At 45.4% G+C, this 13,415-nt stretch carries 16 protein-coding genes; 9 read left to right on the top strand and 7 right to left on the bottom strand.

Going from position 1 to position 13,415, the window contains the following annotated elements:
• Positions 1-125: 125 nt before the first annotated feature.
• The gene (locus IEY13_RS22105; RefSeq protein ID WP_188956319.1) at positions 126-1,142 is read right to left on the bottom strand and encodes a hypothetical protein; all 1,017 of its coding nucleotides are present in this window, start codon (positions 1,140-1,142) and stop codon (positions 126-128) included.
• 155 nt (positions 1,143-1,297) lie between these two features.
• Here IEY13_RS22105 and ccoS point away from each other — a divergent pair, with 155 nt between their 5' ends.
• From ccoS to IEY13_RS22065, 8 genes are all read left to right on the top strand, one after another.
• Positions 1,298-1,462, top strand: a complete 165-nt coding sequence (gene ccoS, locus IEY13_RS22100) for a cbb3-type cytochrome oxidase assembly protein CcoS (protein WP_188956317.1) — start codon at positions 1,298-1,300, stop codon at positions 1,460-1,462.
• Between the two features lie 12 nt (positions 1,463-1,474).
• Positions 1,475-3,610, top strand: a complete 2,136-nt coding sequence (ccoN, locus tag IEY13_RS22095) for a cytochrome-c oxidase, cbb3-type subunit I (RefSeq protein WP_188956315.1) — start codon at positions 1,475-1,477, stop codon at positions 3,608-3,610.
• Between the two features lie 11 nt (positions 3,611-3,621).
• Positions 3,622-3,783 carry a CcoQ/FixQ family Cbb3-type cytochrome c oxidase assembly chaperone gene (locus tag IEY13_RS22090; protein ID WP_188956314.1) on the top strand — a complete coding sequence of 54 codons (162 nt, stop codon included), beginning with the start codon at positions 3,622-3,624 and terminating at the stop codon, positions 3,781-3,783.
• 10 nt (positions 3,784-3,793) lie between these two features.
• On the top strand, positions 3,794-4,975 hold the full coding sequence (locus IEY13_RS22085) for a cbb3-type cytochrome c oxidase N-terminal domain-containing protein (protein WP_188956312.1): 1,182 nt from the start codon (positions 3,794-3,796) through the stop codon (positions 4,973-4,975).
• Between the two features lie 6 nt (positions 4,976-4,981).
• The gene (ccoG, locus tag IEY13_RS22080; protein WP_188956309.1) at positions 4,982-6,406 is read left to right on the top strand and encodes a cytochrome c oxidase accessory protein CcoG; all 1,425 of its coding nucleotides are present in this window, start codon (positions 4,982-4,984) and stop codon (positions 6,404-6,406) included.
• 14 nt (positions 6,407-6,420) lie between these two features.
• Positions 6,421-6,855 (top strand): FixH family protein, encoded by a 435-nt coding sequence (locus IEY13_RS22075; RefSeq protein ID WP_188956307.1) that lies wholly within the window; start codon positions 6,421-6,423, stop codon positions 6,853-6,855.
• 1 nt (position 6,856) lies between these two features.
• Positions 6,857-7,570: a sulfite exporter TauE/SafE family protein gene (locus tag IEY13_RS22070; protein WP_188956305.1), complete on the top strand. Its 714-nt coding sequence runs from the start codon at positions 6,857-6,859 to the stop codon at positions 7,568-7,570.
• A gap of 91 nt (positions 7,571-7,661) precedes the next feature.
• Complete coding sequence (locus IEY13_RS22065; protein WP_188956303.1) at positions 7,662-8,423, top strand: tyrosine-protein phosphatase; 762 nt, start codon at positions 7,662-7,664, stop codon at positions 8,421-8,423.
• A gap of 234 nt (positions 8,424-8,657) precedes the next feature.
• Here the strand turns inward: IEY13_RS22065 and IEY13_RS22060 are convergent, their stop codons facing one another.
• The 5 genes from IEY13_RS22060 to IEY13_RS22040 all read right to left on the bottom strand — a co-directional run bounded on the left by IEY13_RS22060 (position 8,658) and on the right by IEY13_RS22040 (position 11,337).
• Positions 8,658-9,059, bottom strand: a complete 402-nt coding sequence (locus IEY13_RS22060) for a VanZ family protein (RefSeq protein WP_188956301.1) — start codon at positions 9,057-9,059, stop codon at positions 8,658-8,660.
• Between the two features lie 83 nt (positions 9,060-9,142).
• Positions 9,143-9,973 carry an anti-sigma factor gene (locus IEY13_RS22055; protein ID WP_188956299.1) on the bottom strand — a complete coding sequence of 277 codons (831 nt, stop codon included), beginning with the start codon at positions 9,971-9,973 and terminating at the stop codon, positions 9,143-9,145.
• Positions 9,970-10,518 (bottom strand): RNA polymerase sigma factor, encoded by a 549-nt coding sequence (locus IEY13_RS22050; RefSeq protein WP_188956297.1) that lies wholly within the window; start codon positions 10,516-10,518, stop codon positions 9,970-9,972. The genes IEY13_RS22055 and IEY13_RS22050 overlap by 4 nt, the downstream gene beginning before the upstream one ends.
• Positions 10,519-10,549: 31 nt before the next feature.
• Entirely contained in the window at positions 10,550-10,930 is a 381-nt protein-coding gene (gene gcvH, locus IEY13_RS22045) for a glycine cleavage system protein GcvH (RefSeq protein WP_188956294.1), read from the bottom strand.
• A 59-nt stretch (positions 10,931-10,989) separates the two neighbouring features.
• The gene (locus IEY13_RS22040; protein ID WP_188956292.1) at positions 10,990-11,337 is read right to left on the bottom strand and encodes a hypothetical protein; all 348 of its coding nucleotides are present in this window, start codon (positions 11,335-11,337) and stop codon (positions 10,990-10,992) included.
• 52 nt (positions 11,338-11,389) lie between these two features.
• Between IEY13_RS22040 and serS the strand changes: the two genes are divergently transcribed.
• Positions 11,390-12,661 (top strand): serine--tRNA ligase, encoded by a 1,272-nt coding sequence (serS, locus tag IEY13_RS22035; RefSeq protein WP_188956290.1) that lies wholly within the window; start codon positions 11,390-11,392, stop codon positions 12,659-12,661.
• Positions 12,662-12,764: 103 nt separating this feature from the next.
• On the opposite strand, the gene IEY13_RS22030 is transcribed toward serS, so the two are convergent.
• Positions 12,765-13,289 carry a L,D-transpeptidase family protein gene (locus tag IEY13_RS22030; RefSeq protein WP_188956288.1) on the bottom strand — a complete coding sequence of 175 codons (525 nt, stop codon included), beginning with the start codon at positions 13,287-13,289 and terminating at the stop codon, positions 12,765-12,767.
• Positions 13,290-13,415 lie beyond the last annotated feature (126 nt).

Below are 13,415 nucleotides of genomic sequence, written 5' to 3'. Positions count from 1 at the left end.
CAAAGGTCCACAGGTTATGGTGAGCTTGCTGGTTGCCATCCAGCCTGACTAATTGCTTATTGTTTTGTTACAGCCGGTAAAGCTGCTATAACCTATGGGCCTTGTTTGCAGGTTTATAATGTTGGCTATATTCTGAATTTAATGCCTGCATTAAAACCCAGACCGCCGATGTTTATGTAAGATTTCAGGTCGTCTGATGGCCTGTTATTGTCTTTATACTGTGTTTGAGTAGGATTGGCAGGGTCGGTGGCACCTGTGGGTGTGTTAGAGCTGGTGGTAAGTACATCTACATATTTAGTGCTTCTTTCCGCAGTGGATAAATCATTTACACTTCTTGCAGAGGTGCGTACCACAGAACCGTTCGTGGTATTCACCACGTTCAGGGTTTCGCTGTATTCGTTTACTTCCTTGCTTTTACCCTTTACCGGCACTGTTTTAAATTCTGCTTCCAGGAATACAGATATACGGTTGCCCGCGCGGCAGGTAACGCCCAGTGCTCCCAAAAAGCCAACGGTGGCGTTAGGGGTAATTGCTTCCTTTCTGTGTATGTTCAGTTGCGTAGCCAACGTGGGTGAACCGGCAACAGCGCCAGCCTGGTAACCATCGGTTTCAATATATAAACGCCCCCATACAGGTAATACTGCTCCTATGCGTACATACGGATCAAACCTGCCCTGCGAACCTGCTTTTATTACAATGGCAGGTACTACGTCAATGGCATTAACATGGCCGTGCGATTCTACTTCGCCCAGCCGGGTGCCGCTGCCCTCTGCGGTGGTAAGCTGGTGTGTCATCAGGTTCTTTTTGCTGTGGTAATAGTTGGCGCTTAATTCCACGGCCACATGCTGATTGATATCAAACCCTGCGGTAATGCCTCCTCTTACACCAGCGCCATAAGAGCCTGTAAGTACTCTGTCAGATACAACGGTAGTGGCACCGGTAGTCATATTACGCGTTTGAATAATCTCATGCGGATCGTAAGAACCTACTTTGGGAAACTGGCCGGGAGATACGCTGAAGAAATAGCCACCGGCCACCTTCATGTAAAAACGCTTTTCCGGTGCTGGTTTATCCTGTGCATGCAGGTTCAATGAGGTGAACATGCCAATAGCAATCGCTGCTGCGGTGATGTTTTTCTTCATATGGGTATTATTTAAGATTCAAAACACTCAAATAGCATGCTCAAATGATAGCAGTGCCGTTAAAACATGACAAAAATCAGGCGGCAGGTTGAGTTATATCATGGTGTACGGTCAGGCGTCAGTCTACTTTTGGGTCGTCATTCATACCATTATTCATGACTGTAATCATCCTTTTGCTGGTAGTGAGTATTTCAGTAGCTGCACTTTTTCTGGCTGCTTTTATATGGAGCGTAAAAAGCGGACAATACCGTGATGAGGAAGGTCCACCGGTAAGAATACTGTTTGATGATAAGCGTACCACTACAATTGATGAACCTTAATTCAAGACTACTATGCAGGTAGAAAAGTTCCATTATGATAACCGGATTGTAAAATGGTTTGCCTACGCCACTATACTGTGGGGCGTGGTGGGCATGCTGGCAGGTTTGCTGGCGGCAGTTCAGTTATATCTTCCCGGCGCCAACTTTAACCTGGCCCCCACCACCTTTGGCCGTGTAAGACCCGTACACACCAATGCGGTCATTTTTGCTTTTGTGGGTAACGGTATTTTCATGGGTGTTTATTATTCCTTACAACGCCTTTGTAAAGCACGTATGTTCAGCGATCTGCTGGGCAAAATTCATTTCTGGGGCTGGCAGCTGATTATTGTTGCAGCCGCTGTTACCTTACTGGCAGGTTATACCACCGGTAAAGAATATGCCGAACTGGAATGGCCTGTTGATATTGCCATCACACTCATATGGGTAGTGTTTGGTATTAACATGTTTGGTACCATTCTTAAACGTCGCGAAAGTCATTTGTATGTGGCCATCTGGTTTTACATTGCTACCTGGGTAACTGTTGCCCTGCTGCACATTGTAAACTCATTTGAAATACCGGTGTCGTTTATGAAAAGCTACAGCTGGTATGCAGGGGTGCAGGATGCGCTGGTGCAGTGGTGGTATGGCCATAACGCGGTGGCTTTCTTCCTTACCACGCCTTATCTGGGTTTGATGTATTATTTTTTACCCAAGGCTGCCAACAGGCCGGTGTACAGTTACCGCCTTTCTATTATCCACTTCTGGGCGCTGATATTTATTTATATATGGGCTGGTCCGCACCACCTGTTATACACCGCACTGCCCGATTGGGCGCAGAGCCTTGGGGTGGTATTCAGTGTAATGCTCATTGCGCCCAGCTGGGGTGGTATGCTTAACGGACTGTTTACGCTTCGTGGCGCATGGGATAAGGTACGGGAAGAGCCCGTGCTGAAGTTTCTGGTAGTAGCTATTACCTGTTATGGTATGGCCACTTTTGAAGGCCCGCTGCTGAGTCTGAAGAATGTAAACGCTATATCACACTTTACTGATTGGACCATTGCGCACGTACACGTTGGTGCGCTGGGTTGGAATGGCTTTCTCACTTTTGGTGTGCTGTACTGGTTAATACCACGCATTTTCAACACCCCTTTATACTCCCGTAAACTGGCTAACACGCATTTCTGGGTTGGTACACTGGGTATTATATTATATGCGGTGCCGTTGTACTGGGCTGGTTTTACGCAGAGCATGATGTGGAAGTCTTTTACAGAAGAAGGTCAGCTGAAATTTCAGTTTCTGGAAACCGTAACCCATATTCTGCCTATGTACATTACCCGTAGCCTGGGTGGCCTGTTATTTCTGGCCGGTACACTGGTAATGTGTTACAACCTTTTTAAAACTGTAAAAGCAGGTAAACTGGTAGCAGATGAACCGGCAGAAGCTGCACCGTTGCCTAAAGTGATTGAAGTACATGGTAAGGAACACTGGCACCGCTGGATTGAAAGAAGACCTATACAACTGCTGGTGTTCAGCCTTATTGCAGTAGCTATAGGTGGCGTGCTGGAAATGGTGCCTACTTTCCTGGTTAAAAACAACATTCCTACCATTGCTTCTGTACAACCTTATACAGCGCTGGAATTACAGGGCCGTGATATTTATATCCGCGAAGGTTGTTACACCTGCCACTCTCAAATGATACGGCCGTTTCGTGATGAAGTGGCACGTTACGGTGAGTACAGCAAAGCCGGGGAGTTTGTATACGATCACCCTTTTCAGTGGGGTAGCAAACGTACCGGTCCCGATCTGGCCCGTTTGGGAAACAAATATCCCGATAGCTGGCACTACAACCACATGATGGACCCACGTATTATGTCGCCCGGTTCCATTATGCCTAACTATCCCTGGTTGCTGGATGATGCTATTGATACTGCTTCTACGCCTGCTAAAATAAGGGCTATGCAAAAGCTGGGTGTGCCTTATGCAGCAGGATATGATCAACAGGCCAATGCCGATCTGCGTGTACAGGCAGAAGCGATTACACAGCGTTTGAAAAAGGATAAAATTATCACCAGCAGCAATGCGGAGATCATAGCGCTGATAGCTTATCTGCAACGTTTGGGTACAGATATTAAACCGGCAACTGAAACGCAGGAAACTGCCCAACAATAAAAGATTGTATCATGAAATTTATACATTATCTGGAGAAAATAACCGGTGTGGATGTATTTGCACTGGCCTCCTTCTTCATCTTTTTCAGTTTTTTTCTGGTGATGACCCTCTGGGCTTTCCGGGCTGATAAAAAACTGATTGACCGGATTAACCGTATTCCTCTGGACCAATAAACCTGTTATCATGATTTCTTTATCAAAATATAAAGTGTGCCTGTTGGCGGCAGCTTTACTGATAAGTCCGGCAGCGGTTTTTGCTGCCGGCCCACCACTGGAAAATGAGATGAATAACCCTATGGCTATTACGCTGGTTATGATAATAGTGGGTTTGCTGATTGCTATAGGTGGTTTGGCGTACGTGGTATTAAGTGCAGCACAGGTGTTTGTGCAGCGCCATAAAGAAGAACAGCAGCAGGCAGTGTCTGCTGCCGGAAAAATGCTGATGGTGTTGGTGTTATGCCTTGCCGGTGGTGCTTTATATGCACAGGAAGATGGGGCGGCAGCGCTGAGTGTAGCGCAGGGCCCCGAACGCATTGCGGGTTTATCAGCCATGTCTTTTTACACGTTAATATCAGTTATTGGTTTAGAGCTGATAGTGATAATGGTATTGCTTTTTAACCTGAAAGTATTGCTGGGCCGCCAGATAGTAGCGGTGGCAGCTGCGGCGGCAGAAGAGCAGCCGGAGAAAGATCCGGTATGGAAAATCTGGTGGCATAAAATGAACAACTTCCGCAGTGCGCATGAAGAAGAAGCGCTGCAGCTGGATCATGATTATGATGGCATTCGTGAGCTGGATAACCGGCTTCCTTCCTGGTGGTTGTATGGCTTTTACATCACCATTATTGCGGGTGTAATTTATATGTGGCGTTATCACGTATCGCATACAGCACCATTAAGTATTGAAGAATATACCATTGCTATGGAAAGGGCCGATGAGCAAAAAGCGGCCTTCCTGGCCAAAGCCGCCAATAACGTAGATGAGAATACAGTAAAGCTGTTGAACGATGGTGCTTCGCTGGAGGCGGGTAAAAAAATATTCACTTCGGTATGTGCGGCCTGTCATGGTACAGATGGCGGTGGTGGGGTTGGTCCTAACCTGGCAGATGATTACTGGCTGCATGGAGGTGATATTAAGTCGGTATTTAAAACCATTAAATACGGCTGGCCGGAAAAAGGAATGAAAAGCTGGAAGGATGATTATTCTCCTGTTCAGATTGCACAATTGGCCAGTTATGTAAAAAGCTTACAGGGAACCCATCCGGCTACGCCCAAAGAGCCGCAGGGCGATTTGTTTAAAGAGGGCGGTTCGGATTCAACCAATACATCGAAAGCGCTGGCAGACAGCGCAGCGGTTACTTTAAAATAGTGTAGCATGAGTACAGGAGCAGGTATACGTGGAAAGGCGAAGGCACAGGAAGATTTCAGAGATCGTATTGCTACTGCCGACGGTAAGGGGAAGCGGCAATGGATTTTTGCACTACAACCGAAGGGCGCTTTTTATCGTTATCGCACCTGGCTCAGTTACGTTTATTTCCTGCTTTTTTTCAGCCTGCCTTTTATTTCTATAAAGGGCAGGCCATTATTTCTGTTTAATATTCCGGAGGCCCGTTTTATTCTGTTTGGCAGGGTTTTCTGGCCGCAGGACTTCTTCATCTTCGGAATGGTAATGATCTGTTTTATATTTTTTATCATCCTTTTTACCGCAGCCTTTGGCCGGCTGTTCTGCGGTTGGATGTGTCCGCAAACCATTTTTATGGAAATGCTGTTCCGTAAAGTGGAGTATCTGATTATGGGTACTGCGGCAGAACAGAAGATGCTGAAACAGGCGCCGTTCAGTGGTAAAAAAGCACGTAAGGTAATACTGAAGCATGTAAGCTTTTTTGCGTTATCGTTCATTATTGCCAACTGGTTTCTCGCTTATGTAATAGGCGTACGCAAGTTGCAGAAAATTATTACAGAGCCGTTATCCGATCATATAGGAGGATTCTCTGCCATTCTGTTGTTTACCGGCGTGTTCTATGGTGTATATGCTTTTTTCAGAGAGCAGGTGTGTACGGCTATCTGCCCGTATGGCCGTTTACAGGGCGTACTGATTGATAAAAATACTATGTCTGTAGCGTACGATTACCGGCGCGGTGAACCAAGAGGCAACTTTAAAAAACAGGAAGAGGTTAAGAAAGGCGATTGTATTGATTGCTTTCAGTGCGTGCGTGTTTGCCCTACGGGTATAGATATCCGCAACGGCAACCAGATGGAGTGTGTGGGCTGTACTGCCTGTATAGATGCCTGTGATGCGGTAATGGATAAAATATTAAAACCACATGGCCTTATACGGTATGCCTCTGAAAATGCTATTGCAGAAAACAAACCGTTAAAGTATACCGGCCGCATGAAGCTGTACAGTGTGTTGTGCGTGCTGGTGCTAGGTGTGCTGGGTGTGTTGTTGTATACCCGTAAAGATATTGATGCTACTGTTATACGTACGCCGGGTATTTTATTTCAGGAGCGTGGTACAGACAGTATTTCTAATTTGTACTCACTGAAAATGGTGAATAAAACATTAAAGGAAATACCTGTTACTATAAAGCTGGAAGATGCGGCTGGTGTAATACAGGTGGTGGGTAAACAGCAGGTAACAGCAGCTGCTGAAGGGCAGGGGAGTGGTACCTTTTTCGTAGTGCTGCCGCGTGCTGCCATCAAAAGCCGTAAAACAGATGTGCATTTCGGATTTTATGAAGGTGATAAAAAAATAGCCTCCGCTGTTACCACGTTTGCGGGGCCTGTATATGTTCCATAATTAAAACAAAAGTTATGAGCTGGGGTAGAAAATTAATGATTGTGTTTGGTCTGTTTGCTTTACTGATGGGTACGCTGGTGTACAAAGCCATGCATACACGTTTTGATTTGGTAAGCGCGGATTACTACAAGCAGGAGCTGCGGTACCAGCAGCGTATAGATGGCATAGCCAACGCCGCGCGCCTGGGCGCGCCGGCAGTAGAACAGAATACCACTACCTTAACTATTACCATGCCGCAGGCGCTGAAAGGAATGCCTGTAAAAGGCGAAGCCTGGTTTTACCGCAAAAGCGATGCAGCAGCTGATACGCGTATTGCACTGGAGCTGAATGAAGACGGGCAGCAGGTGATAAGCAAGAAATTGCTGATGGCCGGCCCTTATCAACTGAAGCTGGATTGGAAAGCGGGGGAGACTGTTTATTACGTTGAAAAAGAATTACTGGTGAATTAATATGTGGTGGAGCGTAGCCATACCGGGTTTTATACTGGGATGCATGAGCAGTCTGCATTGTGTAGGCATGTGTGGTCCGCTGGTGCTTGCGCTGCCTGTGCAAACGCTGCGGGGCGGTCGTAAAATTGCAGGTGTATTACTTTACAATGGTGGCCGTATTGCTTCTTATTCTATGCTGGGTGTTATAGCCGCGTTTACAGGCAGGCAGTTGTTTGTACCACAATGGCAGCATTGGCTGGCTATAATAGCAGGGACAGTTATTCTGGCTGTGGTAGTATTACAGCGCATGCATGGCTTTGCCGTTCGTATACCGGGCGTTTCCAGGTTTTATAGTGCTGTATATGGTGTTATAGGGCGTAATCTGCAACGCAGAGCGCTTAGCACTTTGTTTGTTACCGGTATGGCTAATGGGTTGCTGCCGTGTGGACTTGTTTGGATTGCTTTAACAGCTGCTTTTACAGCCGGTTCTTTTGCCGGCGGTGTTCTTTTTATGGTTTGCTATGGCCTGGGTACGGTTCCCCTTATGGCTGCATTGGCCTTCTTTGGCTTAACGGCCAGTCTTTCTCTCCGCAATGCTTTTAAAAAAATTACCCCTGTATTGGCAGTAATGGCGGGCGTTTTGCTGTTGTTACGCGGATTTAACGTATCCATACCATTTATAAGTTACTGGTTACCTGCGCACAATTCAACTATTGACTGCCGACCCCTTAATTAGGGGGTTTAATACCGGGAGATTAAAGTTAATTTGCTGAAGGTTTGTCAGATTCATTTTTATAACCCCCCAAAGAACTAATTAACCTGCCACCATGTTATTCAATATATTTAAAAGCAAGAACTCCGATCACGCTATTGACATAGTGCGTGAACAGGCATTCTCCTTTCTGGGAACGGATATTCATTCTCATCTTATTCCGGGAATTGACGATGGTTCCAAATCCATGGAGGATTCTATCCGTTATATTGAGCAACTGCAAAAGCTGGGTTTCAGAAATATTATTACCACTCCCCATATTAAGTGGGGATATTATCAGAATACACGCGAAACCATTTCATGGGGTTTAAGCCAGTTAAACAAGGCGTTGGAAAAGAAGGGTATTGATGTTAGTGTACGCGCTGCCGCAGAATATTATATTGATGATTTTTTTCTCCAATTGTTACAGAATGAGCCATTACTGGTAATCAGAGATAACGAAGTATTAGTGGAATTATCGTTTTACGCAGAGCCGTTTCGTGTGCAGGATATCTTTTTCCGTATACAAACTGCTGGCTATAAACCGGTACTGGCGCATCCGGAGCGTTATGGATATTATCACGACCGTAAGGAAATGTACCGTACGCTGAAAAGAATGGGTGTAATGTTACAGATGAACCTGCTGGCGCTTACCGGCCATTATGGTAAACAAACCCAGGCCGTTTGTAACTGGTTGTTACAGGAGCGTTTATATGATTATTGCGCTACCGATCTGCATCACGATAATCATCTTGCCCAATTACAGGGGCTTGCCGGAAGCAAACAGATTAAACTGTTGCAACAATATGATTTTCAGAATGCTTCGGTAATGGCATAATCGTTAACATTCCCTTATTTCCGGTTAACATTTTATTAGTAAAGCAGAGCAGAAATTTGTGTTGTAATTGAAGGGGAGAAAAGAGGAGATGGAATTTTTTTGAGCTCTTTTCAGATATCTGAAAAAAACTGGCATCCCATTTGATTTACTCTATACATAAATAAGCAAGTAGTCAATTTTCTCATAAGCAGTTAGTTTTGGTTGCGGCCCCTGTTTCAACAGGGGCCAATTTTTTTATATAATCTGCTGTTTTACGGAATGTTTCCGTTTTAATACAACTTTAGCCAGCCACCAGCCTATTGCACATCCTGCACCGTCTGCCAGTATATCGGTAATATCAAACGAGCGGTTAGCTACACAATATTTTTGTACGTATTCCATGGCAATGCCGTAGGCCAGCGCCAATAAGGCAATAAGCGGCAGTATAGAAGGTTTTGTTTGTATTTTTTTTTGAAAAGCCATAGCAAACAGAAACACCAGTATGCCAAACATTCCCATGTGTACCCATTTATCAAACAGAGGAATCGCATCAAATAAGCCAACTTCGGGTAAATCCTTCCCCGGAATGGTCAACAAATAAATACTTAATACCAGAAAAATGAGGGCAGGGATGTGCAGCCAGGATGTTTTTTTCACGTTAATTGCTGATTTGTAACAAATATAAAAGCGGGCCGTTAAAACCCGCTTACATATTTGTTATTGTAATGTTGTGATATCGTTTATACTTTGCCCATTACATACAAGGCTGTAAGGGTAGGAACAGGGCTTCCGCCTGTTTGTTCCAATGTAATAGCAAAAGCTTCCGCAGAGGGGATATTTTTCATCTTGCAGATGCCAGCTTCGCAGCTATTGATAACACCAGCATCTACCGGCTTGCCGTTTACAATAGCCCATAACTGGTATTGTTTGCCGGCAGGTACCGCAGGTAACTGGCTTGCGGAAAGATACACGTCTTTAGACTGACTGTTCCAGTACACAGTGGCATGAGTGGTTTCTTTTCCGGGCACACCGGGCATTTTTACTACTGTTATGGCAGTATCGTCCAATACACGTGTAAGAGTAGTGCTTTCTTCCAGTCTGGCTTTATATACGTTTATAGAAGCCGTAAGCGTGTTTTGTTCCTCCAGCAGGCTTTCATATTTTTTGTTGGCTTGCTGATAGCCACTATAAAAGTAAAAGTTAAGGCAGGCGCTTACTACCAGTAGAATTACAGAGGCCGCTGCCAGATACTTCCAGCGGTTGTTGCTGCCGGCAGCAGGTAGGGTATGTAAGGAAGAGGAAGTTGCGTCAGGTGCTTTTATAGCTGTGCCTGGTGCTGGTTCAAAACTGTGCTGAAGTTGTTGCAGCAGCTGTTGCTGTAAACCCGCTGCTGGTGTTTCGGCCGTTGCCAGTGCCTGTTGCTCAAAGGCCAGTTCGGCATGGGTGAGGGCCTGTTTTACGGCAGGGTGTAACCGGGCCAGATGCAGCAGTTCGGCCGCTTCTTCTTCCGAAGCCAAACCCAGCACATAGCTTTCTATTACGCCACTTTGTATGTATTCCTGTATGTTCACTGCGTGTTGGCCAATTGTTTTAACTGAATCAAGGCTGCCCTGAGGCGGGTTTTAACGGTTCCTAACGGAATGTTCAGCATTTTCGCAATTTCATCCTGGGTGTATCCCTGAAAATAAGATAACTCCACCAAAACCTTCTGCGCATCATTTAACTGATACACCAGTTTGCGTATGCCTATTCTTTCAACAGGAATCTGAATGCTAATCTCCTCAGAAGTATATACGGTTTCTGTTAGTTCGCGGTTTTTCTGCGAATTCTTAAAGTTTTTACTCCGGGTAGTATCAATGGCAGCGTTACGTGCTACATTGGCCATCCAGGTAAACAGGCGGCCTTTAGATTCATCATAACTTTCTGCCTGCTTCCATATTTTGATAAACACCTCCTGTAGCACATCGTTAGCAAGGTCCTTGTCTATCACTATGGCAGATACCACTGATAACAGGGCGCCTGCATAGTGATCGTACAAATAAACGAAAGCCGACTGGTATCGTTGTCTTAGTTGCCACACCAGGTCGGCTTCCGAAAGCTTTTTAAATTCCGGCATAATGGTTTCTAGTTGGGTACTCGCTTGTATATTAGCCCACAAGCTGGCTATATGCATCTGCCGTTAATAACCCGTCAAGATCTGCTGGATTTGAAACTGTGATTTTAACCATCCATCCTTCGCCGTATGGATCGCTGTTTACCAGTTCAGGTTGCTTTTCCAGTATAGGATTTACTTCCAGAATGGTAGCCGTTACAGGCAGAAACAGATCGCTGACAGTTTTTACTGCTTCTACCGTACCGAACACCTCGTTTGCCTCAACATTCTTGCCAATAGTGGTAATGTCAACATACACAATGTCGCCTAACTCACCCTGGGCAAATTCGGTAATGCCTACAATAGCAGTGTTACCGTCAACCAGTTTAATCCATTCGTGGTCTTTCGTGTACTTTAATTCAGCTGGAAAGTTCATTGTGTCACCTATTTTATTTGCTGCAAATATTAAATAAATATTGGAAAAAAGCGGGAGAATCAAAAATCCTGCTGCTCAAAATAAAACAGAATATGATCTTTTAAAAAGTTTTCCTGCTCAATCAGGTTCATATCGGGCAATGCCTTTAGCTGCCTGAAGTGTGGCCAGCCATCCTCATCCGTACCCTCATGGGCATAATAGCCACCCGGTTTCAGAATGGTGCATATGGCCACATGCATCAGATCCTGCTTTTGTTCTTTGGTAACCTCTGCCGATACAAAGCCCGTTTCCTGAATACCAATTAAAAACAGAATAGCGTCCATGTCAGGCTTTTTACCAAACCGTTCCACCAGCTTTGCCTCTAAAGTCCACCACCGCTGTTGTAAATCGTCTGTAACCATGTTCATAATGCGAATTTAAGTGAGTCTGCCATTATCTTTGTCCAAACCTATCTAAGTTATGTTACAAGTGACCGTTTTACGGGAAAACAGAGAGGAAGTAAAGGAACGCCTGGCAGCGAAGTATTTTAAGCAGCCGGAACTGGTGGATACTATTGTTGAACTGGATGATTCGCGCAAGAAACTGCAGGCTGAATTTGATTCGTTAAAAGCCCGCGTAAACAGCGCTTCAAAAGATATTGGTAAACTGATGGGGCAGGGGAAGAAAGAAGAAGCCGAGGCGTTAAAAGCCGAAGTGGCCCAACTGAACCCGCAACTGAAACCGCTGGAAGAGAAAATGACAGCAGTAGAAAAAGAACTGCATGACACGCTGATTCAGTTACCCAACCTGCCGGCTGCCATTGTACCCAAAGGCAAAACGCCTGAGGAAAACGAGATTGTAAAAGAAGCAGGAACCATTCCTGCGCTGTTTGCAGGTGCCACACCACACTGGGATATTACTAAAAAGTATAACCTGATTGATTTTGAGTTGGGGAATAAAATTACGGGCAGCGGCTTTCCTGTGTATGTAGGTAAAGGCGCCCGTTTACAGCGCGCGCTGATACAGTTTTTCCTGGATTACAATACCGAAGCTGGCTACGTAGAGCATATTCCGCCGTTTGTGGTGAATGAAGATTCTGCCTACGGTACCGGACAGCTGCCTGATAAAGAAGGGCAGATGTATTTTGTAAATGAAGACAATCTGTACCTGATACCCACTTCTGAGGTGCCGCTGACCAACCTGTACCGCGATGTAATTATTAAGGAGGAAGAACTGCCGGTGAAAATGACAGCTTACTCCCCCTGTTTCCGCCGCGAAGCCGGTAGTTACGGTAAAGATGTAAGGGGGTTAAACCGCCTGCACCAGTTTGAAAAAGTGGAGATTGTACAGGTAGTAGCCAAAGAAAAGAGCTACGAAACACTGGAGGAAATGGTGGTACACGTAGAAAAGCTGCTGCAACTGCTGGAACTGCCTTACCGCATTCTGCGTTTGTGTGGGGGAGATATGAGTTTTACCTCTGCCCTTACCTATGATTTTGAAGTATTCAGTGCTGCCCAGGGCCGTTGGCTGGAGGTAAGCAGTGTAAGTAACTTTGAAACCTATCAGGCCAACCGCCTGAAATGCCGTTATAAAGACAGCAGCGGTAAAACCCAGCTGGCACACACCCTTAACGGTAGTGCGTTGGCTTTACCCCGTATACTGGCTTCTCTGCTGGAAAACAATCAAACGGAAGAAGGTATTCTTATTCCGAAAGCGTTACAACCCTACTTCCGCGCAGAAGTGATTAACTAAGGGCTGATATAATAGTAAAACGCAGGGGGACGAAAGCTCGCCTGCTGAAATAAAAGAGGGGAGCATCTGGTAAAGACGCTCCCCTCTTTTATGTAAGTTCTTATTATTTTCTGATGGTAACCCTTGTGCCAACGGGAATAAAGCGGTACATGTCTTCCACGTCTGTATTTTTCATGCTTATGCAACCCTGCGTCCAGTTCAGGTAGCGGTCAATAGCATAATCTTCATGCGGCCAGGTGCCGTGTATGCCTATGCCACCACCCAATGTAGCGCCTGCGGGTATTAAGCCCTGTTGCTTTCTTTTATTAAAGTTTTCTACGTCAACAGGGGTGGGATAATCCAGCAGCATCATACGATCCCACTTTTCATGCACCCGTTTGCTGGCAATGGTAAAATTGCCTTCCGGTGTGCGGCGGTCGCCCTGATACAATTTATCGCCCTGGTCTTTATTCCCAAATACCACGGGATAGCTTACCAGCCAGCCTTCACGATCGTATACCTGAAGCTCGTAATCGCTTTTGTCAATGATGATGTAGTAGCCACCGGTTCCTGAAACTACCCGGCGATGAAAAGATGTGCTGCTGAAAAAAATTAGGCTTAGCGTGAGTACACATAAGCAGTACTTCATAATCACTGCGTTTTTTATTTTCTAAGTAAACGCAAAAATGGTTCCTTTCATTATAAAACGGGGATTTTTTTTCATAAAAAACGCCCCGGTAAGCCGGGGCGACATAATGCACATGAGAAATATAAA

This window comes from Filimonas zeae (genome assembly GCF_014641615.1).
GTDB classification, from domain to species: domain Bacteria; phylum Bacteroidota; class Bacteroidia; order Chitinophagales; family Chitinophagaceae; genus Filimonas; species Filimonas zeae.
Note: the sequence above shows the minus strand (reverse complement) of the source record. Positions and strands in the feature narration are given on the sequence as shown.